Below are 23,625 nucleotides of genomic sequence, written 5' to 3'. Positions count from 1 at the left end.
GCTTATTGGGATCTCACTGCGTGATGGCGCTGGCATTTGGCCGGGCTACGCATGACTGAAGCTGCGGCCCAGGCGTTGCCCGGCGATCCCGGCCTTCACGCGATCATTGCCATGTTGAGCCTGAATGGGGTGGGGGCGAGCGCGGACCAGGTCCGCCATCAATTCGGCGCCCAAATTGGCGTTACCGAGATCCTACGTTGCGCAAAGGGCTTTGGCCTGAAAGCGAAGACGGTCTCCACGACGTGGGAGCGGCTCGCGGGGATTCCGATGCCATGCATCGGGGTTTTGCGTGACGGTGGATTTCTGCTGCTCGGCAAAGCCGGGGACGACAAGATCATCGTCCAGGTCCCGGATGCGTCGAAGCCAATCATGATGACCCGGGCCGAGTTTGAGGCTGCCTGGGACGGCCGGGCCATCCTGATTGCGAAGCGGGCGCTCCTGACCGATCTTACCCGGCGTTTCGACATCACCTGGTTCCTGGGAGCGATTCAGAAGTACAAGCGGCTGCTCGGCGAGGTCCTGGTCGGTTCGCTGTTTCTCCAGCTGTTCGCGCTCGTATCACCGTTGTTGTTCCAGGTCGTGATCGACAAGGTGCTCGTCCATCGCAGCATGACCACGCTCGACGTCCTCGTGACCGGGCTGATCGCGATCGCGCTCTTTGAGACGATCCTCGGCGCGCTGCGGACGTACCTGTTTTCGCACACCACCAATCGCATCGACGTCGAGCTGGGCGCTCGGCTGTTTCGGCACCTTCTGGCACTTCCAATCGGTTATTTCCGGGCGCGGCGCGTCGGCGACTCCGTCGCGCGGGTGCGCGAGCTGGAGAACATCCGCAATTTCATCACCAGCTCGGCATTGACGATCGTGATCGATCTGTTCTTCACGATCGTCTTCATCGCCGTGATGTGGGTCTACTCGCCGCTGCTGACGATGGTGACGCTGGCGTCGTTTCCGTTTTATATCGCCATCTCCGCCGGCGTCAGTCCCGCGTTTCGCGGGCGGCTCGACGAGAAGTTTCAGCGTGGCGCGGAGAACCAGGCGTTCCTGGTCGAATGCGTCACGGGTGTCGAGACCCTGAAGGCGATGGCGCTCGAGCCGCAGATGCAGCGGCGCTGGGAAGAGCAGCTCGCAAGCTATGTGGCCGCGAGCTTCCGCGTCATCAGCCTCGGCAACACCGCAAGCCAGGCCATCCAGTTCGTCAGCAAGGTCGCAACCGCCGCCATCCTCTATTTCGGTGCGCGGCTGGTGATCGCGGGCGATCTGACCGTGGGCGAGCTCGTTGCCTTCAATCTCCTGGCGGGCCGTGTCAGTGCTCCGGTCCTCCGTCTTGCGCAAATATGGCAGGATTTCCACCAGGCGCGCTTGTCGGTCCAACGCCTGGGCGACATCCTGAACACGCCGGCGGAGCCGGTCTATGCCTCGGGGCGGGCGGCCTTGCCCGCGATCCGCGGCGACATCAAGTTCGAGCACGTCACTTTTCGCTACCGCATCGACGGCCCGGAGATTCTCAGCGACGTCAGCCTGAGCGTGCCCGCGGGGCAGTTCGTCGGTGTGGTCGGCACGTCGGGCTCCGGAAAGAGCACGCTCGCCAAGCTCATCCAGCGGCTCTACATCCCCGAGAGCGGACGTGTGCTGGTGGACGGCACCGATCTGGCGATGGTCGATCCGACCTGGCTGCGCCGGCAGATCGGCATCGTGCTGCAGGAGAACATCCTGTTCAACCGCACCGTGCGCGACAACATCGCGCTTGCCGATCCAGCGATGTCGATCGAGCGCGTGATCGAGGCCGCCAGGCTCGCGGGCGCGCACGATTTCATCCTCGAGCTTCCGGAGGGTTACGACACGGTCGTCGGCGAGCAGGGCAGCACACTCTCGGGCGGCCAGCGGCAGCGGATCGCGATCGCGCGGGCGCTGGTGACCAATCCGCGCATCCTGATCCTCGATGAGGCAACGAGCGCGCTCGATTACGAGAGCGAGCGGATCGTGCAGCAGAACATGATTCAGATCGCGAAGGGTCGCACCGTCTTCGTGATCGCGCATCGCCTCTCGACGCTGCGCATGGCTCACCGCATCATCACGATGGATCGTGGTCGTCTGATCGAGGACGGCACCCATGAGGAACTGGTCAAGACCGGCGGCCGATACGCCACGCTGTTCCGGCTTCAGGCAGGGCTGCATGAAATCAGCTAGTAAGGTCGTGCCGTTTCCGGCCAACAAGCCGACCGCGAGAAGCCGGGACGAGATCGCATTTCTTCCGGCGGCGCTGGAGATCGTCGAGACGCCCCCCAATCCCGTCGGCCGTGCCGTCAGTGCCACGATCGCTGCGGCCTTCTTGGTCGCGACCGTCTGGGCGTGCCTCGGGACCGTGGATATCGTCGCAGTGGCGTCGGGGAAGGTGATCCCGAGTGGCCGAACCAAAGTCATCCAGCCGTTCGAGACCAGCGTGGTGCGCGCCATTCAGGTCGCCGATGGCCAGACGGTGCGGGCAGGGGATGTGCTGGTCGATCTCGACGCGACGATGAACGAGGCCGAGCTCGGGCATCTCAAGAGCGATCTCGTCGGCGCGCAGCTCGAAGTGGCACGGTTGCGCGCGGCTCTATCCGACGGCGCCGATCCGCTCGCTGGCTTCCATCCGCCGGAAGCCGCTCCCGCCGCACTCGTGCAGGTCCAGCGGCGATTCCTGGCGAGCCAGACCGTGGAGCAGAACGCCAAGCTGGCCTCGATCGAGCATCAGGTCGCGCAGAAGGAGGCCGAGCGAGCGACGATCACGGCGACGATCGGCAAGCTCGAGGCAACGATCCCGCTGCTTCAGCAGCGCGTCGACATGCGCAAGCAGTTGTTCGACAAGGAACTGGGATCGAAGATCTTCTATCTCCAGGAGCTTCAGGACCTGGTCGGCCAGCAGCAGGAGTTCCTGGTTCAAAAGAGCCGGTACAAGGAAGCTGATGCGGCTCTCGCCGCGCTGGTCGAGACCTCCACGAAGACTGTGGCCGAGTATCAGCGTTCGCTGTCGGATGACCTCGCCAAGGCCGAACAAAAGGCCGCGGGCCTCACGCAGGACGTCGTCAAGGCCGAGCAGAGGCGGAGCTTCCAGCGGCTGACCGCGCCGGTCGACGGCGTCATCCAGCAGCTCGCGATCCATACCGTCGGCGGCGTCGTCACGCCGGCGCAGGCGTTGATGGTGGTTGTGCCGCTCGAGAGCCGGCTGGAAATCGAGGCGATGCTGTCGAACCGCGACATCGGCTTCATCGAGGTCGGTCAGGACGCGGCGATCAAGGTCGATACCTTCAATTTCACCCGCTACGGCCTGCTGGACGGCAAGGTCACGAGCGTGTCGCATGATGCGATCACGCGCGACAAGCCCGTGGACAAGAACGGCGCGAGTCCGCCGGGTGCGGAGCAGGACAGCAGCGAGCCCAAGGGGCAGGAGCTGGTCTATTCGGCCCGGATATCGCCTGACCGGGACCGGATGCTGATCGATGACAAATATGTCAATCTCTCGCCGGGAATGGCCGTGAGTGTCGAGATCAAGACGGGGACCCGCAGCATCATCAGCTATCTGCTGTCGCCGCTTGCGCGGTATCGGCATGAGAGCATGCGCGAGCGATAGCAGCGTTGGCGTAAGGCGCGATTCCGGGTAGGCTCGCGCCCCACGAAAGAAAAGCCAGGGAGCCAGCCCATGCCGAAGCTCGACCATCTCCGCCCCAGCGGCCTGCACCACAATCCCGCTTATTCCCACGTCGTCACCGCCTCCGGCGCGCGCACGATCTACATCTCCGGCCAGGTGTCGGTGGACGAGGAGGGGCGGATCGTCGGCGAGGGCGATCTCGCCGCGCAGACCACGCAGGTGATGCAGAATCTCGGTCATGCATTGAAGGCAGCCGGCGCGACCTACAGCAACATCGTGAAGATCACGACCTTTGTCGTCGGCTACAAGCCGGAGCTGCGTCCGATCATCGGCAAGGCGCGCTCAGCCTTCTTCGAAGGCATGGAGCCGCCGGCCTCGACGCTCGTCGGCGTCTCCGCTCTTGCCGCGCCGGAATGGCTGATCGAGATCGAGGCGATCGCGGTCGCGGATTGATTCCGCGCTACGTTCGGGACATCTCTCGTAGAGCAGCCATTGCGTCGTCGGCCCTGTCGGCCGGCACGAAGAGATGGTCGTGATGGAAGGCCGAAACGGCATTCACGCTGATGCCGGCTTCGGCGAGATGTGCCGTGATCGCGGCCAGGAAGCCGACCGCATCGAGCGCGGAGTGAACCGTCAGGGTGATAAGACGCGACGCAAACGCGTAGTGGAGTCCTGCCGCTTCGGCTTCTTCGCGCTGGATCACGAGTGTGGTTCCTTCCTGCTCGCGGAACGTCAGCAGCGGGTTGACCGCCGCCGGAATGTTTTCGTTTGGCGGAATCGTGCAAAACACGAAGATGCCTGGTTGCATCTCCGGCTTCATGTCCCTTAACAGCGCGTTGAGATCGCGTTCGCCCGCCACAGTTGTCAGCCTTTCAGCGCGCGTTTTGAGTCGAGCGCTTGGGAAACCCATCAGCGTCGGGTCCTGGCAGGAGCCTCGCCAACATACCTTTGTATACCTGCTCTATTCCTTGTCATGCGCTGCTCTTACGCTCGTACAATTGAGCAACGGCGGGGCTTCTTACAATCTGAGTCCACTCGGGTCACTGCGAGGAGGCTCAATGAGCGTCGTCATTCGAAAACTCAACGGCTTGTGGCATCTCATGGTCGGGTCTTGTCAGATCCGGACTCCGTTCCCGGAGACTCAGGACCGGCAGTTGGTCGTTCAATACGTCCGGCGCGCCTATCCGGGCGCCAGGATATTCGAACACGACTGATTTCAACCGAGCCCAATCAGTCCTGTGGCCTCTCCGGCCCTTCATACGCGATGCCGCGAATGACGGCCCCGCTGCCGAACTTCTTCCGCAAGCTGTCTACCGCCCGCTCGGCATGCGCGGCGCGGCGGTCGAGCATGTCGGTGTCGTCGGCGGGGGAGCCTTCGCGCAGCGCGCTGACGCCGGCGCCCATCAGGCGGAAGGCGGTGCCGTCGATCTCTTTCGCCAGCATCTCGCGGCAGATCGAGAAGATCTTTGCTGCAAGCTGCGTCGGCGCCGCGATCGATTGAGAGCGCGTGCGCTGGCGGAAATCGGCGGTCTTGAGCTTCAGCGTGACGGTCGAGCCGGCAAGCTCGCTGCTTTTGAGCCGCGACGACGTCCTCTCGCACAGCCCCCACAGAATTTTTTCCAGCGACGCGAAATCGCGGATGTCGGTCTCGAAGGTGGTTTCGCTGGAAATCGTTTTGGCACCGCGATCGGCCTCGACACGGCGGTCGTCGATGCCGCGGGCGAGTCGCCACAGCCTGCGGCCGTCACTCGGAAATTGTCGCATCATCTCGATCTCGTCGGCCTTTTGCAGGTCGGCGATGATGCGGAAGCCGCGCTGCACCAGGCGCTCCTGCGTCGCCGGTCCCACGCCGAAGATGAAGCCGACCGGCCTCGAAGCCAGCATCAAACGCGCTTCCTCCTGGTCGAGCGCGGCAAAGCCGCGCGGCTTGTCGAGATCGGAGGCGATCTTGGCCAAAAACTTGTTGCAGGACAGGCCGACCGAGACAGAGATGCCCACGTCGCGCTCGACGTCGCGGGCAAAGCGCGCCAGCACTTTTGCCGGGATCATGCCGTGCACCCGCTCGGTGCCGGAGAGATCGAGAAAGGCCTCGTCGATCGAGAGCGGCTCGACCAGCGGCGTCAACGCCTGCATGGCCTGGCGCACCTCGCGGCCGACGCGGACATATTTCGCCATGTCAGGCGGGATCACGATCGCATGCGGGCAGGCTTCCAGCGCTTTGAACATCGGCATCGCCGAGCGCACGCCATAGGTGCGGGCGATGTAGCAGGCCGCCGACACCACGCCGCGCTTGCCACCGCCGATGATGACGGGCTTGTCGGCGATGTCAGGATTGTCGCGCTTCTCGACCGTCGCATAGAAGGCGTCGCAGTCGATATGGGCGATGGTCAGGCTCGCGAGCGCGCGGTGGCGGACGAGGCGAGGGGAGCCGCAGGCGGAACAGCGTCGCACGCCCATGTCGAGATCGGCCAGACAATCCCGGCAGAAGCAGCGGGGCCCCGCCGGATCGGCGGCGCTCACGGCACATCGCGCTCCCAGGTCCGGTCGCCGAGCGCATCGCCCAGCACCTGCCGCGCTGCGGCAACGTTGGTCGGATGCAGTTCCGAGGCCTTGGCAAAGGTCTTCACGGTGTCGTCATCGCGCAGCACGAAATCGAGCACGCTGAGGAGGAAATTGGGGTCCGAGGCGGCGTTCCGGAGCGTCTCCGGGCCGACCCCTGTCTCAGCCAGGAACAGGCCCAGCCGCTCTGGATCGCCGGCCACGAAGGTTAGCGCCTGAATCGCAACGATTTCAGCGACTTCGCGGGGGTTGTGAACAGGCTTTTTCACGGGCCCGGTTTGCCTTTCCGTTAACTTTCGGTGTCTACTTTGGAATATGCCCGAGTCTTGGGACTGAGTCTCGGGCCTGAGTCTGCTGGCCCAGACAAGCAACTGGAAACCACATCGCAGAAAGTGGCCCCTCGGGTTTAACGAAACTAGAGCGAATCTGAGGCTAGTTTGAATCCAGTTTTCGAAGCGCCGGAGAGCGGCGCCTGAGGCGTCACATGTATAGGGCTTCGTGCCAATCAGGAGGGCGGGATGGCTAAGACCGTCCTGATCGTGGAAGACAACGAGCTCAACATGAAGCTCTTCCGCGACCTGTTGGAGGCGCACGGCTACCAGACCTCCGGCACCAGCAACGGCTACGAGGCGCTCGACCTCGTGCGCAAGATGCGGCCCGACCTGGTGCTGATGGATATCCAATTGCCGCAGGTCTCGGGGCTCGAGGTGACGCGCTGGATCAAGGACGATCCGGAGCTGCGCGCCATTCCCGTCGTCGCGGTCACGGCCTTCGCGATGAAGGGCGACGAAGAGCGCATCCGCGAGGGCGGGTGCGAAGCCTATTTGTCCAAGCCGATCTCGGTCGGCAAATTCATTGAGACGGTCCGGCGTTTTATCGGATAGGAAGTGAGTTCACAGTGTCCGCGCGTATCCTGGTTGTCGACGACGTTCCCGCCAACGTCAAACTGCTCGAAGCCCGTCTCTCGGCCGAATATTTCGACGTGATGACCGCCTCGAACGGCACCGAGGCGCTGGCGCTGGCCAGCCGCGCCGAATGCGACATCATCCTGCTCGACGTGATGATGCCCGACATGGACGGCTTTGAAGTCTGCCGCCGGCTCAAGACCGATCCGGCCACGCACCACATTCCCGTCGTGATGGTCACCGCGCTCGACAGCCCCTCCGACCGCAACCGCGGACTGGAAGCCGGCGCCGACGATTTCCTGACCAAGCCCGTCTCCGACGTCGTGCTGATCGCGCGCGTGCGCTCGCTGACGCGGCTGAAGATGATGACGGATGAGCTGCGCATGCGCGCCATCACCTCGCTCGAGATCGGCATGCAGGCGCCCGAGCGCAGCGCCATCGCCGATGCAGGCAAGGGCGGCCGCATCCTGCTGGTCGACGACCGGCAGTCGTCCTATGAGCGGCTGGCGACGATCCTCGCCGCCGAGCACACCATCGACGTCGAGCCGAATCCGACCGAAGCGCTGTTCCACGCCGCCGAGGGCAATTACGATCTGCTGATCGTCTCACTCGACCTGAACAATTTCGATGGCCTCAGGCTCTGCAGCCAGGCGCGCTCGCTGGAGCGCACGCGCCACGTGCCGATCCTGGCGATTGCGGAAGCGGAAAATGCCACGCGGCTGCTCCGCGGCCTCGAGATCGGCGTCAACGACTATCTGCTGCGGCCGATCGACAAGACCGAGCTCTTGGCGCGCGCCCGCACCCAGATCCGCCGCCGCCGCTACACCGATCATCTGCGCGACAACGTGCAGAACTCGATCGAGATGGCGATCACCGACGCGCTCACCGGCCTGCACAATCGCCGCTACATGGAGAGCCATCTGGCGACGCTCGCCGAGCAGGCCTCGTCCCGCGGCAAGCCGCTGGCGCTGATGATTTTGGACATCGACTATTTCAAGTCGATCAACGACAATTACGGCCACGACGCCGGCGACGACGTGCTGCGCGAATTCGCGGTGCGCGTGCGCAAGTCGATCCGCGGCATCGATCTCGCCTGCCGCTACGGCGGCGAGGAGTTCGTCATCGTGATGCCGGAGACCGATCTCCACGTCGCCGGCATGGTCGCCGAGCGCCTGCGCCGTTCGATCGCGGGCGAGCCGTTCGCCGTCCACAAGGGCACCAAGCGCATCGAGGTCACGATCTCGATCGGGCTCACCACGCTGGAGCAGAAGGGCGAGGCGGTCGCCGACGTCCTCAAGCGCGCCGACACCGCGCTGTACCGCGCCAAGCACGACGGGCGAAATCGCGTGGTGTCGCAGGCGGCGTGAGGCCGCTCGCGACAAAAAAGTGCGAAAACAACCCCATGCACAGTAGCCGGCGCCTGTCGGATCAATGGCTTATGAGCCAGTGAGGCCGTTTGACTCGTCGGGCAAAACAGGCGCATTTTGATATGATCGGGCAGGGCGTGGCGGAGCTCCCTCCGGCTCCAGAGATGCGCCCTTAGATTCCGAGATAGGCAGACTGGACCTGTTTGCTGTTCGCGAGCTCGTCGCTTTTTCCCTGCATGGTCACGCGCCCGCTCTCCAGCACGTAAGCGCGGTCGACCAGTGACAACGCGCGGCTGACATTCTGCTCGACCAGCAGGATGGCGGTGCCCATCTTGCCGATTTCTGCAATCTTCTCGAACGTGACGTCGGTCATCACCGGCGCCAAGCCAAGTGACGGCTCGTCCAGCATCAAGAGCCGCGGCTTTAGCATGAGACCGCGGCCGACCGCGAGCATCTGCTGCTCGCCGCCGCTCATCGTCCCCGCGAGCTGCTTTTTGCGCTCGGCCAACCGCGGAAAAATCTCATAGACGAGCTCCATCGTCTTGGCGCGCTCGACCTTGGCCCTTGGCACAAAGGCGCCGATTTCCAGATTTTCCTGCACGGACATCTCGGGAAAAACCTGGCGCCCTTCCGGGACATGGGCGATGCCCAATTCCGGAATCCTGTGAGGTGGCAGCGAGGCCAAGTCGATGCCGTCGAAACTGATGATCCCCGACGTGAGGCGAACCAGTCCGGAGATGGCGCGCAGGGTCGTGCTCTTGCCGGCACCGTTCGCGCCCAACAGACCAACGGCTTCACCCGCGTTGACGCGGATCGAGACCTGGGAAATCGCCGGCACCGCACCGTAGACCGCGCTGACGCCCTTGAGCTCAAGCATGAGCCCCTCCGCCTGCACCTGCATAGCCGGAGCCGAGATAGGCACGGATGACCTCGGGATTTTCGACAATCTCCTTCGGCGCGCCCTCCGCGATCTTCTGGCCGTGGTCGAGCACGACGATGTGTCGGGCGACCGCCATGATCGCGCGCATCACATGCTCGACGATCACGATCGTGAGCCCGCGCTGCGACAGTTTGCCGACCAGCGCCACCGCCTGATCGATCTCCGCCGGGTTGAGCCCCGCCATCACCTCGTCGAGCAGCAGGATGCGCGGCTGTGTCGCCAGCGCACGCGCCATTTCCAGCCGGCGCTGGTCGATGGTGGTGAGGTCCTTGGCCGGCGTCTGCTCGCGCGCGGCGAGCCCGACGAAGTCGATGGCCTCGCGCGCTTTTTCGCGCGCGGCGATGACGTGGCGATCGCGCAGAAAGGCGCCGGTCATGACATTGGCAAGCACCGTCATTGCACCGAAGGGCTTTGCGACCTGGAAGGTGCGTGCGAGGCCCAGCGCGCAGACGTCATGCGGCTTCAGGCCGACGACTTCCTGCCCGAAGGCCAGCACGGAGCCGGAATCGGCGCGATGAAAGCCGGTGATGAGATGAAAGCTCGTGGTCTTGCCGGCGCCGTTCGGCCCGATCAGCGCCACCGTTTCGTTCTGCTTGACGGTGAAGCTGACGTCCTGCACGGCGCGCAGGCCGCCGAAACGCTTGTTCAGGCCCGTCACCACCAGCGCATCCGTCATGGCAATGTCCTCATTCGCGCCGGCCGCCGGTCGAGATGCCGTTGCCAGAGGTCGTTGAACAGGCCCATCAAGCCGGTCGGCCGCCACAGGATGATCGCCATCAGGATCAGGCTGTAGACGGTGAGCTGGATGCCGCCGGTCGAGGAGCCGAGCCAGCTTTGCAGCAAAGCCGAGGTGGTCTCCAGCAACACCGTGCCGACCACCGGGCCCCACAGCGTGCCGATGCCCCCGACGATCGAGACCAGCGCGGCCTCGATCGAGATGTTGAAACTGAACGCGGTCGCGGGATCGATGAAATAGATGTACTGGACGTAGAACGTGCCTGCGAGCGCGGTGAGGAACGCGCTGATCATGTAGATGTGGCGCTTGATGCGCGGCGCGTTCACGCCGATCGCCTCCGCCGCATCCTCGTCCTCGCCGATGGCGACGAGGTAGTAGCCCATCCATGAACGCTCGATGCGCCAGGTGATCACCAGCCCCAGCACCAGCAGGCCGAGCACCACATAATAGTAGGACGCCTTGGTCTCGAATTGCATCATCAAGGGCGAGCTGCCGAGATTTGGAATGGTGGTGCCTTCGGCGCCCCAGGCGAAATCGCGGAACTTCAGGAAGATCAGCATCAACGCCTGAGCGGTCGCGATGGTGGCGATGGTGAAATAGGGGCCGCGCAGGCGAAAGCAGAGCCAGCCGACCGGAAGGCTCGCCAGCATCGCGACGAAGCCGCCGGCGATCATGCCGATCCACGGCGAGATGTTGAAATCGATCTGCATGATGGTCGAGGTATAGGCGCCGAGCCCGAAATAGGCGACGTGGCCGAGCGACAGCTGCTTGGCATAGCCACCCATCAGGTTCCAGGCGACGCCGATGAACGAAAACAGCAGGATGCGGATGAAGATGTCGAGTGCGAACCCGTTGCTGACGAGTTGCGGAAGCAGCAGCAGGATCATGCCGAGCGTGGCCAGGGCAGCCACCTGCCACTTGCTGGTGTTGTCAGCGTCCTTGCCCACTAGCGCATTCTCCCACCGCCAAGGCCTTGCGGCTTGAACGCCAGCGTCAGCAGCAGCATGGCAAACACCACGATCAATCCGGAATCGGCGCCGACGAACTGGATGCCGAGCGATTCTGCAATTCCCATCATCACGCTTGCGACCAGGGCGCCGAGCACGTTGCCGAGCGTACCCAGCACGACCGCAACAAAGGCCATCAGCACGAACACCTGGCCTACGAACGGATAGGCCGAATAAAACGGCATCAGCAGCGAGCCCGCGGCGCCCGCAAGCGCCAGGGCCGCGCCGAAGGCGACACAGAACACGCGGTTGGAGTTGATGCCCATCAGCGTTGCGACATCGCGGTTCTGCGCCGCGGCGCGCATCGCCTTGCCGAGATCGGTCGTGTGCAGGAAAGCCCATAGCGCGCCGCTCAAGGCCATCGCGACCACGAAGGCGATCAGCTTCGCTTCCGGAATGTAGAGTCCGCCGAAGTGAAGGGCTTCGTCCGAATAGGAGGTGTGAACCGTGCGGTAGTTCGCGGTGAACAGCAACAGCGCAAGATTGAGCAGCAGCAGCGACAGCGCAAAGGTCAGGAAGATCTGCGGCATGTCGTTCGGCCCCAGCACCCTGCGGATGAGGAAGTGCTGGACCAGCACACCGATCAAGAACAAGGTCGGCATCGACACGAGCAGCGACAGAAGCGGATCCACGCCAAAATAGGTGGCGAGGAAATAGCTGATGTACATTCCGATCATCACGAATTCGCCCTGGGCGAAATTGACAATCTTCACGACGCCGAAGATCAGCGTCACGCCGATGCTGACGAGTGCGTAGATGCCACCGATCAGCAGGCCGTTGATGACGGCCTGAGCCACTGTCTCCAGCATTGCGACTTCTCGTCCTCAGCTTTTGATGAGCGGTGCGCGGGCATCTTCCTTGGGGAAGACGCTGGCGAGGTCGCCATTCTGCCACTGCACCCCGACGGGGCGGCCATAGGCATTCTTGCCATCTGGCTCGAACTTGACCCTTCCGCCGGGCGCCATGGCTGCATAACCCGAGGATACGTCGAGCGTCGACAGCGCCTCTCGCACCTTCTGCGGATCTGCGGAGGCGGCGCGCTCGAGCGCCTCCGCCAGCATGAAGGTTTGGGCTACCAGCCCGCCGGCATATTCGAACAGGAAGTCGCCGGTGATTTTCTTGTAGGCCTCGTTCACCTTCTGGCAGTCCGGGCTCATGTCGTGATTCCAATGAGCGACCCCCTGCAGGCCCTCGGCCAGCTTGCCGACATTCTTGTAGAAATCCGGAATGACAAAGCCGCCGGAGCCACCATTGATCGCGACGTTGAGGCCGACCTGCTTCACCGTGCGCACGATCAGGATCAGATCGTTGAGGTAGGAGACTGAAAACAGCGCATTCGCCCCTGAAGCCTTCACCTTGTTGATCAGGGGGCCTGCATCCGTGAAACCCGCCGAATAAGGTTCGAACATCACGATCTCGACGCCTTCGCCCGGTGCCAGCTCCTTCAAGCCGTTCGAGGTGGAGGTGCCGAAAGCGGTGTTCTCGAAGATCACGGCCACCTTCGGCTGGTCGCTGACGAGCTTGGCCATCTGGAGCTGCGCGCGGGCGAATTGCGAGGCGCGCGCGAACGGCGTGAAGGTGAATTTGCGGCCCTTGTTGAGCTGGTCGGAGCTCGAACCGGTGATGATCGGCACCTTGGCACGCTCGCAGACTTCGCTCGCAATCAAGGTGAGCGCGCTGGCGAAGCAGCCATGGATCGCCGACAGTTTGTTGCCGGTGATCAGCCGGTCGGTCTCGGTACGGGTCACCGTCGTATCGCTCTGCACATCGGAGATGATGAGGTTGAGCTTGGCGCCGCCGAGCGACTTGATGCCGCCAGCCTCATTGATCATGTCGACTGCAAGCTTGGCTGCGGCGACGCAGCCGGTACCGATCTGCGCCATGCTGCCGGTGGTGGGATAGAGCCCGCCGATATTGACGACGTCAGCAGCGTAACCACGGAGCGGCACCGCGCCGAAGGCGCCGGCAGCCAATGCGCCGCCTGCCTTGATGAGGAATTTGCGGCGACTGTGCTGGCTGGAGGGGAGGGGGTTCGAAACGCACTCGCGATCGCGGACGGACTTGTGGCGTTGTCTTGTCATGCCGTTTCCTCCCTGTTCGGATCTGTCGCCGGGCCTAAAGGCCCAGCCGTCCGCATTGTCGAGAAGCGTAACCCCATTCAGAATTGTTTACAATGTCGTCTACAATATTATTATCGGTTCAAAGCAAGCGGCGCCTGCGCGGCGCGCGTTGACGGATCAGGACAGCATGGCCGTAAAATCGATCAAGCCAGGGAGGGGCGGGGTCAAGGTCGCCGAGAAGGCCTTGGACAAACCCGCCGACGCATGTGCTGCGCAGGCGCCGGCCGCGGCCGACTTGATTGCACGGCGGATCGAGGAAGATATCGTGCTCGGGCGACGGCATCCGCGCGAGCGCCTGATCGAGCAGGATCTTTGCGATCTGTTTCAGACCCATCGCGGTGACGTGCGGCTTGCGCTGTTCGAGCTGGAGCGGAAGGGACTGATCGAGCGCATCCCCAATCGGGGCGCGATGGTGCGCGGATTGACGCCGCATGAGGTGCGTGCGATCTACGCCGTCCGTGAGGAATTGGAGGTGATGGCGGTGCGCATCATTCCGTTCCCCGTTGCCTCACACGAAATCGGTCGGCTCGAAGAACTTCACCGCGAGCACAGCGCGGCCGTCGCATCCGGTGATCTGCTCACTGTGTTCTACAGCAATCTGAGCTTTCACCAGACCTTGTTTGGCCTGTGCGGCAATTCCTGCCTGATCGAGACCGTCGATCAGTTGGCACGTAAGGTCCACGGAATACGCTTCTATGCCAACGCATCGCCGGAATCGCTCGATCGCGCGCGCCTCGATCATCTGAAGATGATCAAGGCGCTACGCGGTGGCCGTCGCGATGAACTGATCTCGCTGACGCGTCGGCATCTAAGACCCTCGCCGGAAGCCTACATCAAGGCATATAAGCAGCGTTTCGGTAAGAGCGACGCGGCGGGGGCGTAGGAGCGCGGTCGCGGTCGTCATACCAGCAAGCGCGCCTTAATGATCACTGGAGCACTGGATCTCCCGCTTTCTCGCGGGTGATGATACCGGGCGCTGCTGCGAGCAGTCATTGCTGAGGTGCGCGCTTGCCTCGCGTGGCCGTCGGCTTCGCCGCACCACCGCCCACATCAACCCCCGCATTCCGCAGCAGCACCTTCGCCGCTTCCTTCGCCGCGCGCGCCATGGCCGGATCATCACGCACTAGGTCCTGTGCGATCGAGCCGTCGACCAGCAGCACGAGCTGCGTTGCGAGCGCTTCGGCTTCCGCTACGCCAAGCTCGGTCAACCGCTCGCGAAACCAGACGCGGCGGCTTTCCTTGAAGGCGATCGCGATCTTCTTCACGGCACGGTCGGTGGGGCCGAGCTCGGCGACGGCATTCACGAACGGGCAGCCGCGAAAATCCTTCGCTGAAAAGCGCCGCTCCAGCGAATCGAAGGTACCGAGAATCTGTTCGGCCGGCGGCTTGTCGGAGGGGCGCGCATGCACGAAGCGGCGCTCCAGATAGGCCGCGATCAGCGCGTCCTTGGAGGGGAAGTGGTTGTAGAGCGTGCGCTTGGAGATGCCGATCTCGGCCGCGATGGTGTCGACGCCGATGGCGCGAATGCCTTGCAGATAGAACAGCTTGTCGGCGGTCTCGAGGATCCGCTCTTTCATCGTCTGTGGGGCGGGCGGGGGAGCCATGCGGCGGCGAATGTTCTGTTGGCTTGACAGTGCGACCCTTCTATAGACTAATTACACAGGTCTGTGTAACCAAAATCAACGCGAATGGCAGGCGCCGGCACGCGTGCCGTGCCCACGAGGGAGAACAACAATGCCCCTGTTGCAGGTCCTGCGTCCGACATTGCCGATCCTGATCGGCGCCTCGATCATGCTGACGCTGAGCATGGGGCTGCGGCAGTCGCTCGGCATCTTCATGCAGCCGCTGACGCACGACATCCACCTGTCGGTGTCGGACTTCACGCTGGCACTCGCCGTGCAGAACCTCGCCTGGGGCTTCCTCCAGCCGCTCGCCGGCGCGATGACCGTGCGCTACGGCTTCCGCCCGATCATGATCGTCGGCGCACTGATGTACATCGCAGGCCTCATCCTGATGACGACCGCGAACGGGCTCGTCAGCATCATGATCGGCGCCGGCGTGCTGATCGGCACATCGCTTGCCTGCACCGCGGCTGCGATCGCGATGTCGGTGGCGGCGCGCGCGGTTCCGGCGACGGTGCGCTCCACCGTGCTCGGCATCGTCTCCGGCGCGGGCTCGCTCGGCGCGCTGCTGTCGGCGCCGATCGGGCAGATGCTCAACGAGGGTTTTGGCTGGCGCATCGGGCTTGCCGGCTTCGTCGTCATGTCGGTGCTGATGATCCCGGCTGCCTGGTATGCCGGCCGCGTTGATGCCATCCCGCTGCCGAAGCCGGCCGCCGACGATATCGGCGACGCCACGGCTGCGTCCGTCGCGAAGTTGGCGTTCGGCAATGCCTCCTTCGTGGTCATGACGTGCGCTTATCTGGTCTGCGGCATGCAGCTGGTGTTCCTCACCACGCATCTGCCGTCCTATCTGGCGATCTGCGGCCTCGATCCGATGCTGAGCGCGCAGACGCTCGGCATGATCGGCGGCTTCAACGTGCTGGGCTCGCTGTTCTTCGGCTGGGCCGGCCAGCGCTGGAACAAGCTGGCGCTGCTCGGCGGCATCTACATCTTCCGCTCGCTCGCGCTCGCCTGGTATTTCATGCTGCCGGCCACGCCATTCTCGACGCTGCTGTTCGGCGCGATCATGGGCTTCCTCTGGATGGGCGTCGGCCCGCTGGTCGCAGGCGCCGTCGCCGAGATGTTCGGCCTGCGCTGGCAGGCCATGATCCAGGGCCTCGCCTTCATGAGCCACCAGATCGGCAGCTTCCTCGGTGCCTACGGAGGAGGGGTGATCTACGACGCGCTCGGCTCCTACAACATGGCCTGGCGCATCGGCGTGGCGCTGGGTCTCGCCGGCGGCATCATCCAGGTCGCGTTCGCGCTGACCCGGCCTTCGCAGCCGCCGGCGCCGGTGTTGCGGACGGCGTAGGTGGAGGCGTGGTCGCTCGGCAGCTTCGGAGCCTACGGCGGACGCCTCGCTGCTTGGTCGCGATGGGGCTACTTGGGACCCAATTCGGACTTTGATTGGTATCCTGAGCCGCACATCAGCCGCCTCCCAACTTGGTGGCTTCCCGCACGAGGAGGTCCATCAACATCCTGGCGGGCATCTCGCGGGCAAGCCCGGCTGCCTGGCCTGACCAGAGTGGCATGAAATCGGCGCTCCCTTTCTGCTCAGCCGCAGCACGCAGCGACGGCAGTTCACCCATGGGCAGCGGAAAGTCCGGCGCCGCATCCGACCAGGGGCCAATCTCGGCGGCAAGGCGATTGACCAGAACCCTCGCCGGTCGCCCGGAGAACACGTTTGTCACGACAGTCCGGTTCGACCGCGCATTTCGCAGGGCTTCGCGATAGAGCGGGGGCGTTGCCGCCTCGGCACAAAGCAGAAAGGCGGTTCCAACCTGCGCGCCGGCAGCCCCGAGTGCGAACGCCGCTGCGATCCCCCGTCCATCCCCGATCCCGCCGGCTGCGATCACGGGCACGCTGACGGCGTCAGCGACTTGTGGCACCAGGGCGAACGTGCCGGCCTGTGAGGCGACCGCACGCTTGCGGTCAGAATCGAGGAATGAGCCTCGATGTCCGCCGGCTTCGTACCCCTGGGCGATGATCGCATCGGCACCATGCTTTTCGAGCCAGCATGCTTCGTCGACCGTCGTCGCCGATGACATCACCTTGCAGCCAGCTGCCTTGACCCGATCGACCAATCGGGGCTCGGGCAAACCGAAATGAAAGCTTACCACCTCCGGCCGGACCTGTTCGACGACGGCGACCGCGACATCGCCGAACGGAGCGAGATCGAGGCGCGGTGGAACCGTTGCGGGGTCGATGCCGAGTTCGCGATAATACGACGAAAGCTTCTCATGCCATGCACGCTCGCGAGCGGCGTCCGCCTTTGCCGCATCGTGGCAGAAGAAGTTGAGATTGATTGGGTTCTTCGTCAGTCGCCGTAGCTCGGCAGCGGTCTTTGCAATGAGCTCAGGCGTCAAGACAGCGCAACCGATCGAGCCGATGCCGCCGGCATTCGAGACCGCGGCTGCAAGATCCACCGTGCCCAATCCGGCCATCGGCGCCAGCACAATCGGATGCTCGATCTTGAACAATTCAACAAGACGCCGGTCAGACCACATTGCACACCTCCTACCAGCGGCCGGCGGACGCGCCGCCATCGACATGCATGATCTCGCCGGTGACGAACGCCGCCCGCTCAAGATACATCACGGCGTCGACGACCTCCTGTATCTCGCCCATGCGGCCCATCGGCTGCAAGCCTGCGAGGAAACCATGCGCCTGCGGCGCATGCATCGGGGTCGCGATCGCACCAGGTGATACCGCATTCACGCGGATATTCCGGCTTGCGTACTCGATCGCGAGCGAGCGGGTGGTCGCGTTGAGCCCGCCTTTGGTGAGCGCCGCCAACGCCGCCGCCAGGGAGGCCATCGGCTGCTCGGCGATCGTGGCCGTGATATTGACGATGTGACCCGAGCCCGCGAGCAGCATCCTCGCCGCCGCTCGTTGCGTCAGATTGAAAAAGCCCGCGAGATTGACCCCGACCATCGTGGCGAAGTCGGCCTCGGAATACTCGGTAAAGGGCTTCGGAATGAACAGGCCGGCATTGTTGATGAGCGTATCGATCCGTCCGAAGCGCTCGATGGCCAGTTCCACGATGCGATCGGCCGTCTCTGCGCTGGCGATATCGCCGGCGACCGCAAGCATCGATGGATCGTCGCTGCTGCCGATCGAACGAGAACTGGCAACGACGTGATAGCCGATATCGCGATAGGCCTTGAGCAAGGCCGCGCCAATGCCGCGCGATGCCCCGGTGATGATGACAACCTTCCGTTCGGACATCATATTCGCTTCTCCTTCACGCAAAGTGCATGGATGAGCGAACAGTTACCCTGATCGAGGCAATGCCGCTTTGCATCGCCTGCTCAGCTATTGTCATTTCCTGCCGTCGGAGGCTGCCAATCGTTACATCGGTAACAAAGTCAAGCCAGCAGGTTTCGCCGATATTGCGCCGGCGTCTGGCCCGTGGCTCGCCGGAATGCGCGGGTGAAATTGGCCTGGCACGAAAACCTGAGCGCGAGGGCGATATCGATCAAGGCCCGGTCCGCATGGCAGAGCAGATCTTTGGCGCGGTCGAGGCGCCTTGCACTGACATGCCGATGCGGCGATTTGCCGATGGCGGCCTTGAACGCGCGCGCGAAATAAAACTCACTCAGGCAGGCAACCGACGCCAGCCGCGCGACCGTCAGATCGCCCTCCAAATTGGCTTCGATATAGTCTAGCACGCGCGCCAGTCTGCGTCGGTCGAGCCCTTCGCCTGAAGCGGGCGTGACGAGGCCGGACTGCGACGCGGCATGGTTCTGGATCAATCTCGCCACCAGGCTCAACGCCAGGGTTTCGGCGAGCAGCCTACCCGCGGAAGTCTCGTGTTCCAGTTCGAGCATGATGGCATAGGCGATCTCGGCAAGCAGTGGATCGCGGAAGCCGCCCTTGCGGCGGAGCGAATCGATCGCAGTCGCGTCGAACCCTTCACCCAGATTGTCCGACAAGAACAAGCTGGGCGGCAGGTAAAGATGCAAAATCGCCGGCACCGGCTCCGACATGTCGATCAGGCCTTCCTGGACGCCGGCCGGACGCAACCAGATCGTTCCACGTTCGGAGACGGTCGAGTCGATGGCCCCGTCCAGCCGACGCGTGACAACGGACCGATTACCGCGCACATCAACGCAGATCTCGGCATCAGGCTGGGGCTTATTCCAGGCAACCGTACCGCTGTGGCTGCGAAGCTCTGCCGTGAGATTCGACCAACCGCGCGGGGCGGATGAGGCCAACAGCCCGGCGACGCCGTATTTGCTGGAGCCGCGTTCGCCTGACGGCGTCGGCTGAGATGTCAATTCCTGATTTCGGCCAAATGAACTCACGCGGGCGTTACCTTTGGACATGCCACGGACTCGACGCCGTTAACGTGGCCGGACTCGTGGCTGACCGCAACTCTCGCCGTCATCTTATCACACACCTGCGATCAACGCAGCATAGCCGCTCACTCCCGTTATTGGGCCCTTAGCGGACCAATCGCGGTACGACGCGTGGTGGCGGCTTATGACCAAAGCGGACGCTAACCATCGAGGTCGGTGCGCGTGCCATGAGTTGGCTACGCGCGAAGTGTTCGGCGAGAGGCGGCTTGGCCAACGCCTGATGTCGCGATGCCGGCAGTCTTTCCAGCAGCTTCCCGAGATGGGAAAGGGTTTGCATCAGCGCGGATCTCACGGCTGGCTCGATCTTCGCGCAAATGAACCAGCAGACCAGCATCAGCAGACCCAGCGCGATCCATACGGCCGAGGTCGCGTCGAGGCCGGCATCGACCAGGGCACGAATAATCGCCGCGCCAATGACGTTATGGGTGAGATAGAGCGGATAGGTGATCAGTCCGAGCGTTCTCAAATAGGCTGGTGTGTTGGGCGAAGCGATACCCGCAGAGCGCCTGCTCCGGTTCGCGGCCAGCGCAATGAGGAGCACCGCCGCCGCCCAAACCATGATCGGCACAACGGCTGATTGATCCGCGATAGCGGGTATGGACGTCAGAAAGAACGAGGCAAAGACGTAGATCTCTGCGGCGCCTGAAAGACAGGTGGTGGCAACGGCGACCTGTTCGAGCCTCGTCAACTGTCTGTTCGCAGACATGAACAGCCAGATCCCCAGCGCAAAGAAGCAGCCATGGCTCAACAGGAATGCTGCGCACGGCACCCGAAACATCAGGATGACGAGGTAGGGCAGGTCGGATGGCGTCGTGCATGACACGACCTGCAGCGCGACCGCATTGAATATTGCGCTGTAGATGGTGAGACCCCACGCCAGGTGTCGCAGGGTGATCCTCTTCGTGAGCATCGCGCAAAACACGAGACCATAAAACGCCGTCTCGGCTGCCAGCGTCCAGTAGACCTCGTCGAGCCATTGACCTGTGACGCCCTTGGGCACCATCAGCATGGCGTGGATGTAGGGCAGAATGAATTCGGATGCCGGTCCACTCCCGAAGAGCAGCAGAACGATGAACGTCGCGGTGGCGCAAACCCAGACCGCCGGATAAAGCCTGAGTGCACGACCGAGAAGAAACTCGCCCGGCGAGGACTGGCTTGCGGAATTCGCGATGACGAAACCGGAAATGACAAAGAAGATCTCGACGCCCACCCAGCCGAACCATGTGAAGGGGGCGGCAGAGGGGTAGATGACATCGGCGGCGACGGTACGCTCGAAACCCGGGACGCCAATCGAGAACCAGGCCCAGGACCAGAACATCTGGTGAAAAATGGCGACTCCGACGGCGGCCCCGAAGCGCAGCGGATCCAGCAACGGCAAATGGCTTTTCACGGCAATGGACCAAATTCATGCAACGATCCCGCTGGAGATATTGGATCGCCTCATGACGCTCTTTGACGTGGGTCACACTTGCTCCGCTGCCCAATTTCGAGGCGCCTTAGTTCGTTGGACGCGCAATTGAACTTTAGGCTCCCGAGGCGATTGTTCCGATATCGCCGAGTTGGACGTGGTATCGTCGCCTGAGAGCCATTTCTCTCCAGCCGATCAGCAGGGCGACCGTCGCCTGTCACGCCAAGGAGGCCGCTTCGATGCGCGGCCTCAGCGAATGCCGTTTTCCGAATAAGCCAGCTGGAGTCAGGCCCTTCGCATGAAAATTCGTGTCGGCTTCGAGATGATCTACGACTTTCCGCAAGCGACGCCTTTGATCGCGGTGGTGGGCATGCACTTCACGCGGGCCTCCGACGTCATCGTGCCCGACTACCTCACAAGCCAGCCCTCCGTGCCGATCGCGCCCTATCGCGACGGCTTCGGCAACTGGTGCAGCCGGATCGTCGCGCCCGCCGGTCGGGTGCGCCTCTCCGCCGATGGGTCGGTGCGCGATAGCGGTTTGCCCGATGTGATCGTGCCTTCAGCCACGCAACACGCCGTCGAGGATCTGCCGGCGGACACCATCGTTTACCTCCTCGGGAGCCGGTACTGCGAGACCGACCGGCTGTCCGACATCGCATGGAAGCTGTTCGAGAAGACCGGGCCGGGCTGGGCCCGGGTCCAGGCGATCTGCGATTTCGTTCACAATCATATCGCGTTCGGCTACGAGCACGCCCGCGCAACCAAGACGGCGTGGGAAGCCTTCAACGAGCGCAAGGGCGTTTGCCGCGATTACGCGCATCTGGCCATCTCGTTCTGCCGCTGCATGAATATTCCCGCGCGCTATTGCACCGGCTATCTCGGCGATATCGGCATGCCGCCACCGTATGCGCCCGGCGATTTTGCCGGCTGGTTCGAGGCCTATCTCGGCGGCCGCTGGTACACCTTCGATGCGCGCAACAACACGCCGCGAATTGGCCGCGTCCTGATTGCACAAGGCCGCGATGCCGCGGATGTTCCGATCACCCAGACGTTCGGACCCAACACGCTCGTCAGCTTCAAGGTGTGGACGGATGAAGTCGTGGAGACGTCCGGCGCCGCCTCGAGCTGAAGTGACCGCGATTGACCTCGCTATCGGGGAGGGGGCCTGCTATACTCCTCACATCACCGCACGCTGCCGGGCTGCTATCGGTGACTGAGAGCATTGCGCTCCCGCCTTGACCTCAAAGGGCGGTCTGATGTCCGACAGTCGCAAATTCGAACTTCGCGAGTGGCTCGTGCCTCCGGTGCTGGTGCCGGTCTTCTTCGCGCTGCCGATCGCTGCCGTGGCCGTTCTGTAGCGATCGCTCTGCTCGGCCAATATGCGCGAAAGAGCAAGCCGATCGCCCGAAACCGATCAGGAGTTGGAATGGCAAACACAGCAATCATCAGGGACGCCTACGGGATGCCGGCAACCTTCGTCGGTTCAAAAACCGGCCGGGACGACGCTCCCTTCGTTTTCGTCAGGGTTGGAAACGAAGAGCGGCGGATGCGATGGTCCGAATGGGATGCGCTTCCAGCCTGGACCGGCGCGCCGCCACCCTGGGCAGGCAAACAGAAACAATGACGGGATGCACCACATGAAAATCGTCTGGATCAGAACGTCAATGACGACACTTCTCCTGACGTGCGCGCTTGGCCTATTCGCGCGAGCTGCTCTCGCCGCGGAGCCAGGCTGTCGCGCCATCGAAAGCACCTCTGCGCGACTTGCCTGTTATGACTCGGCGTTTCCTCCCAAAGCGAAGAAGCCAGCCGAGGCCATTATCGATTCACCGGCTGGCTACAAGGACCCGTTCGCTGACGAAGAAGCGCGAACCGCGGCCAAGCTGAAGAACATTTGCCGCGGCTGCTAGATGTCGCCTTAACGGCGGCCGCTGCCAGAGATCACATTGGAGCGCGGAGCCCGGGCGAACTCACCCACTGATTGATCTCAATCGCGTTGTCCATCTGATCAGCCTTCCGCAGCAACTCGGCACGACGAATGCCAACAGGCAAGTGTTCAGCCTGCTTCCGCAAGTTGAAGGCCTCTTGCGTCAAGCGGAATTCCAAAGTTGAAGGTTGATCGAGAACTCGCAGATGCGACATGATGCGCGCTCCCTTGCTCGGTGAGGGCGGGAGCGCAGGGAGCGCTCTCATCGCCGGTAGATGCCATGGGCCGGGCGGTGCTGATCCCTATATGTGTGCTTGGTAGCATTTGAACCAGACCACGATCAGATCTTGAAGTAGACGTGCCTGTAGATGACGTTTCCAGCGATTTCGTTCCAGCGAGTTCCTGGCGGTTATCTGTCAGTCGTTGACGGCGCTTGCATCTGCAGCCTGCGCATTGGCGAGATCGATCGAACCGATCGAGACCATCTCCATGGAGCCGCGGACGTTCTCCGAGGGCACCGTGATCATCGTCGCAACGCGGCGATAAGCCGGGAAGCTGAGACCCTCGATCGCCTCCTCGTCGGTGACGACATCATATGTGCCGGCGGGCAGCAGCCGCTCGATGCCGCGAATCCGAAACGGATGTCTGAACGTGACGGCTTCTCGCCGCGAGCGGATGGTCATGCAGGCCTGCCTTTTCGACAAGAGGGGCTCAACCGACCTGGCGATACGACCATGCGCCCGTTGCGCCGCAATAGCCAGCACTATCGTCGAAACGTGGCGCGCCGCGGCTGGTCGAGATGACCGCACACCCTATCGGCTTGAACCAAAGCGCTCTGAGGTTGCGTGGCGATCAGGCAGGCAGGAGCGAGGACGGATCTTGCCTCGCACGCCGTGCGGCGACCTGCCTGGTGATCTACGACGCACTCGAGTCCTACAACATGGCATGGCGCATCGGCGTCGCGCTGGTCTCGCCGGCGGCATCATCCAGGTCGCGTTCGCGCTGA

General features: G+C 63.2%; 24 protein-coding genes. 9 read left to right on the top strand and 15 right to left on the bottom strand.

Features of this window, described 5'->3' with window-relative positions; translation table 11 throughout:
• The first annotated feature begins 51 nt into the window (after positions 1–51).
• From FXB40_RS20160 to FXB40_RS20150, 3 genes are all read left to right on the top strand, one after another.
• Positions 52–2,190, top strand: a complete 2,139-nt coding sequence (locus FXB40_RS20160; protein WP_148773898.1) for a type I secretion system permease/ATPase — start codon at positions 52–54, stop codon at positions 2,188–2,190.
• Positions 2,177–3,610: an HlyD family type I secretion periplasmic adaptor subunit gene (locus tag FXB40_RS20155; RefSeq protein ID WP_148773897.1), complete on the top strand. Its 1,434-nt coding sequence runs from the start codon at positions 2,177–2,179 to the stop codon at positions 3,608–3,610. The genes FXB40_RS20160 and FXB40_RS20155 overlap by 14 nt, the downstream gene beginning before the upstream one ends.
• 69 nt (positions 3,611–3,679) lie before the next feature.
• Positions 3,680–4,081: a RidA family protein gene (locus FXB40_RS20150; RefSeq protein ID WP_148773896.1), complete on the top strand. Its 402-nt coding sequence runs from the start codon at positions 3,680–3,682 to the stop codon at positions 4,079–4,081.
• A 7-nt stretch (positions 4,082–4,088) separates the two neighbouring features.
• On the opposite strand, the gene FXB40_RS20145 is transcribed toward FXB40_RS20150, so the two are convergent.
• The 3 genes from FXB40_RS20145 to FXB40_RS20135 form a co-directional block, all read right to left on the bottom strand.
• The gene (locus FXB40_RS20145; RefSeq protein WP_148773967.1) at positions 4,089–4,487 is read right to left on the bottom strand and encodes an ACT domain-containing protein; all 399 of its coding nucleotides are present in this window, start codon (positions 4,485–4,487) and stop codon (positions 4,089–4,091) included.
• Positions 4,488–4,858: 371 nt separating this feature from the next.
• Positions 4,859–6,148, bottom strand: a complete 1,290-nt coding sequence (locus FXB40_RS20140) for a DNA polymerase IV (protein WP_148773895.1) — start codon at positions 6,146–6,148, stop codon at positions 4,859–4,861.
• Entirely contained in the window at positions 6,145–6,456 is a 312-nt protein-coding gene (locus FXB40_RS20135; RefSeq protein WP_148773894.1) for a DUF3572 domain-containing protein, read from the bottom strand. The genes FXB40_RS20140 and FXB40_RS20135 overlap by 4 nt, the downstream gene beginning before the upstream one ends.
• 249 nt (positions 6,457–6,705) lie before the next feature.
• Here FXB40_RS20135 and FXB40_RS20130 point away from each other — a divergent pair, with 249 nt between their 5' ends.
• Together FXB40_RS20130 and FXB40_RS20125 are read left to right on the top strand one after the other, a co-directional pair.
• Entirely contained in the window at positions 6,706–7,071 is a 366-nt protein-coding gene (locus FXB40_RS20130) for a response regulator (protein ID WP_008566616.1), read from the top strand.
• A gap of 14 nt (positions 7,072–7,085) precedes the next feature.
• Entirely contained in the window at positions 7,086–8,459 is a 1,374-nt protein-coding gene (locus FXB40_RS20125) for a PleD family two-component system response regulator (RefSeq protein ID WP_148773893.1), read from the top strand.
• A gap of 172 nt (positions 8,460–8,631) precedes the next feature.
• Here FXB40_RS20125 and FXB40_RS20120 read toward each other — a convergent pair whose 3' ends face one another.
• From FXB40_RS20120 to FXB40_RS20100, 5 genes are read right to left on the bottom strand one after another with little or no spacing between them, the layout of a single operon-like run.
• The gene (locus FXB40_RS20120) at positions 8,632–9,336 is read right to left on the bottom strand and encodes an ABC transporter ATP-binding protein (protein ID WP_148773892.1); all 705 of its coding nucleotides are present in this window, start codon (positions 9,334–9,336) and stop codon (positions 8,632–8,634) included.
• Positions 9,329–10,075, bottom strand: coding sequence for an ABC transporter ATP-binding protein (locus tag FXB40_RS20115; RefSeq protein ID WP_148773891.1), 747 nt, complete (start codon positions 10,073–10,075; stop codon positions 9,329–9,331). Before FXB40_RS20115 ends, FXB40_RS20120 begins: the two co-directional genes overlap by 8 nt.
• Complete coding sequence (locus FXB40_RS20110) at positions 10,072–11,082, bottom strand: branched-chain amino acid ABC transporter permease (RefSeq protein ID WP_246207743.1); 1,011 nt, start codon at positions 11,080–11,082, stop codon at positions 10,072–10,074. Before FXB40_RS20110 ends, FXB40_RS20115 begins: the two co-directional genes overlap by 4 nt.
• On the bottom strand, positions 11,082–11,951 hold the full coding sequence (locus FXB40_RS20105) for a branched-chain amino acid ABC transporter permease (protein ID WP_148773890.1): 870 nt from the start codon (positions 11,949–11,951) through the stop codon (positions 11,082–11,084). Before FXB40_RS20105 ends, FXB40_RS20110 begins: the two co-directional genes overlap by 1 nt.
• Before the next feature lie 15 nt (positions 11,952–11,966).
• A complete protein-coding gene (locus tag FXB40_RS20100; RefSeq protein ID WP_246207740.1) occupies positions 11,967–13,115 on the bottom strand; it encodes an ABC transporter substrate-binding protein in 1,149 nt (382 codons plus the stop codon).
• Between the two features lie 25 nt (positions 13,116–13,140).
• On the opposite strand from FXB40_RS20100, the gene FXB40_RS20095 reads away from it, so the two are divergent.
• Entirely contained in the window at positions 13,141–14,145 is a 1,005-nt protein-coding gene (locus tag FXB40_RS20095; RefSeq protein ID WP_246207737.1) for a GntR family transcriptional regulator, read from the top strand.
• 106 nt (positions 14,146–14,251) lie between these two features.
• On the opposite strand, the gene FXB40_RS20090 is transcribed toward FXB40_RS20095, so the two are convergent.
• Positions 14,252–14,866 carry a TetR/AcrR family transcriptional regulator gene (locus FXB40_RS20090; protein ID WP_148773887.1) on the bottom strand — a complete coding sequence of 205 codons (615 nt, stop codon included), beginning with the start codon at positions 14,864–14,866 and terminating at the stop codon, positions 14,252–14,254.
• A 130-nt stretch (positions 14,867–14,996) separates the two neighbouring features.
• On the opposite strand from FXB40_RS20090, the gene FXB40_RS20085 reads away from it, so the two are divergent.
• Entirely contained in the window at positions 14,997–16,235 is a 1,239-nt protein-coding gene (locus FXB40_RS20085; RefSeq protein ID WP_148773886.1) for an MFS transporter, read from the top strand.
• Positions 16,236–16,350: 115 nt separating this feature from the next.
• Here the strand turns inward: FXB40_RS20085 and FXB40_RS20080 are convergent, their stop codons facing one another.
• The 4 genes from FXB40_RS20080 to FXB40_RS20065 form a co-directional block, all read right to left on the bottom strand.
• Positions 16,351–17,430 carry an NAD(P)H-dependent flavin oxidoreductase gene (locus tag FXB40_RS20080; protein WP_148773885.1) on the bottom strand — a complete coding sequence of 360 codons (1,080 nt, stop codon included), beginning with the start codon at positions 17,428–17,430 and terminating at the stop codon, positions 16,351–16,353.
• A gap of 10 nt (positions 17,431–17,440) precedes the next feature.
• Complete coding sequence (locus tag FXB40_RS20075; RefSeq protein WP_148773884.1) at positions 17,441–18,154, bottom strand: SDR family NAD(P)-dependent oxidoreductase; 714 nt, start codon at positions 18,152–18,154, stop codon at positions 17,441–17,443.
• A gap of 137 nt (positions 18,155–18,291) precedes the next feature.
• A complete protein-coding gene (locus tag FXB40_RS20070; RefSeq protein ID WP_246207732.1) occupies positions 18,292–19,203 on the bottom strand; it encodes a helix-turn-helix domain-containing protein in 912 nt (303 codons plus the stop codon).
• A gap of 166 nt (positions 19,204–19,369) precedes the next feature.
• Positions 19,370–20,674: an acyltransferase family protein gene (locus FXB40_RS20065; RefSeq protein WP_148773883.1), complete on the bottom strand. Its 1,305-nt coding sequence runs from the start codon at positions 20,672–20,674 to the stop codon at positions 19,370–19,372.
• 316 nt (positions 20,675–20,990) lie between these two features.
• Between FXB40_RS20065 and FXB40_RS20060 the strand changes: the two genes are divergently transcribed.
• On the top strand, positions 20,991–21,821 hold the full coding sequence (locus FXB40_RS20060; protein WP_148773882.1) for a transglutaminase-like domain-containing protein: 831 nt from the start codon (positions 20,991–20,993) through the stop codon (positions 21,819–21,821).
• 508 nt (positions 21,822–22,329) lie between these two features.
• A complete protein-coding gene (locus tag FXB40_RS20050) occupies positions 22,330–22,602 on the top strand; it encodes a type VI secretion system-associated protein TagO (RefSeq protein WP_246207730.1) in 273 nt (90 codons plus the stop codon).
• A 31-nt stretch (positions 22,603–22,633) separates the two neighbouring features.
• Here FXB40_RS20050 and FXB40_RS20045 read toward each other — a convergent pair whose 3' ends face one another.
• A complete protein-coding gene (locus FXB40_RS20045; protein WP_148773880.1) occupies positions 22,634–22,834 on the bottom strand; it encodes a hypothetical protein in 201 nt (66 codons plus the stop codon).
• A 201-nt stretch (positions 22,835–23,035) separates the two neighbouring features.
• Positions 23,036–23,302, bottom strand: coding sequence for a hypothetical protein (locus tag FXB40_RS20040; RefSeq protein ID WP_148773879.1), 267 nt, complete (start codon positions 23,300–23,302; stop codon positions 23,036–23,038).
• Positions 23,303–23,625: the final 323 nt, after the last annotated feature.

The organism is Bradyrhizobium rifense (assembly GCF_008123425.1).
Lineage (GTDB): Bacteria > Pseudomonadota > Alphaproteobacteria > Rhizobiales > Xanthobacteraceae > Bradyrhizobium > Bradyrhizobium rifense.
The sequence above is the reverse complement of the archived record's forward strand: the minus strand, read 5'-3'. Positions and strand labels throughout refer to the sequence as shown.

What these genes read in the sequence shown, in the direction of transcription:
- FXB40_RS20160 (WP_148773898.1), top strand. Translation starts at nt 52, where the DNA reads ATGACTGAAGCTGCGGCCCAGGCGTTGCCCGGCGATCCCGGCCTTCAC.
- FXB40_RS20155 (WP_148773897.1), top strand. Translation starts at nt 2,177, where the DNA reads ATGAAATCAGCTAGTAAGGTCGTGCCGTTTCCGGCCAACAAGCCGACC.
- FXB40_RS20150 (WP_148773896.1), top strand. Translation starts at nt 3,680, where the DNA reads ATGCCGAAGCTCGACCATCTCCGCCCCAGCGGCCTGCACCACAATCCC.
- FXB40_RS20130 (WP_008566616.1), top strand. Translation starts at nt 6,706, where the DNA reads ATGGCTAAGACCGTCCTGATCGTGGAAGACAACGAGCTCAACATGAAG.
- FXB40_RS20120 (WP_148773892.1), bottom strand. Translation starts at nt 9,336, where the DNA reads ATGCTTGAGCTCAAGGGCGTCAGCGCGGTCTACGGTGCGGTGCCGGCG.
- FXB40_RS20115 (WP_148773891.1), bottom strand. Translation starts at nt 10,075, where the DNA reads ATGACGGATGCGCTGGTGGTGACGGGCCTGAACAAGCGTTTCGGCGGC.
- FXB40_RS20105 (WP_148773890.1), bottom strand. Translation starts at nt 11,951, where the DNA reads ATGCTGGAGACAGTGGCTCAGGCCGTCATCAACGGCCTGCTGATCGGT.
- FXB40_RS20090 (WP_148773887.1), bottom strand. Translation starts at nt 14,866, where the DNA reads ATGGCTCCCCCGCCCGCCCCACAGACGATGAAAGAGCGGATCCTCGAG.
- FXB40_RS20085 (WP_148773886.1), top strand. Translation starts at nt 14,997, where the DNA reads ATGCCCCTGTTGCAGGTCCTGCGTCCGACATTGCCGATCCTGATCGGC.
- FXB40_RS20080 (WP_148773885.1), bottom strand. Translation starts at nt 17,430, where the DNA reads ATGTGGTCTGACCGGCGTCTTGTTGAATTGTTCAAGATCGAGCATCCG.
- FXB40_RS20075 (WP_148773884.1), bottom strand. Translation starts at nt 18,154, where the DNA reads ATGATGTCCGAACGGAAGGTTGTCATCATCACCGGGGCATCGCGCGGC.
- FXB40_RS20060 (WP_148773882.1), top strand. Translation starts at nt 20,991, where the DNA reads ATGAAAATTCGTGTCGGCTTCGAGATGATCTACGACTTTCCGCAAGCG.
- FXB40_RS20050 (WP_246207730.1), top strand. Translation starts at nt 22,330, where the DNA reads ATGAAAATCGTCTGGATCAGAACGTCAATGACGACACTTCTCCTGACG.
- FXB40_RS20045 (WP_148773880.1), bottom strand. Translation starts at nt 22,834, where the DNA reads ATGTCGCATCTGCGAGTTCTCGATCAACCTTCAACTTTGGAATTCCGC.
- FXB40_RS20040 (WP_148773879.1), bottom strand. Translation starts at nt 23,302, where the DNA reads ATGACCATCCGCTCGCGGCGAGAAGCCGTCACGTTCAGACATCCGTTT.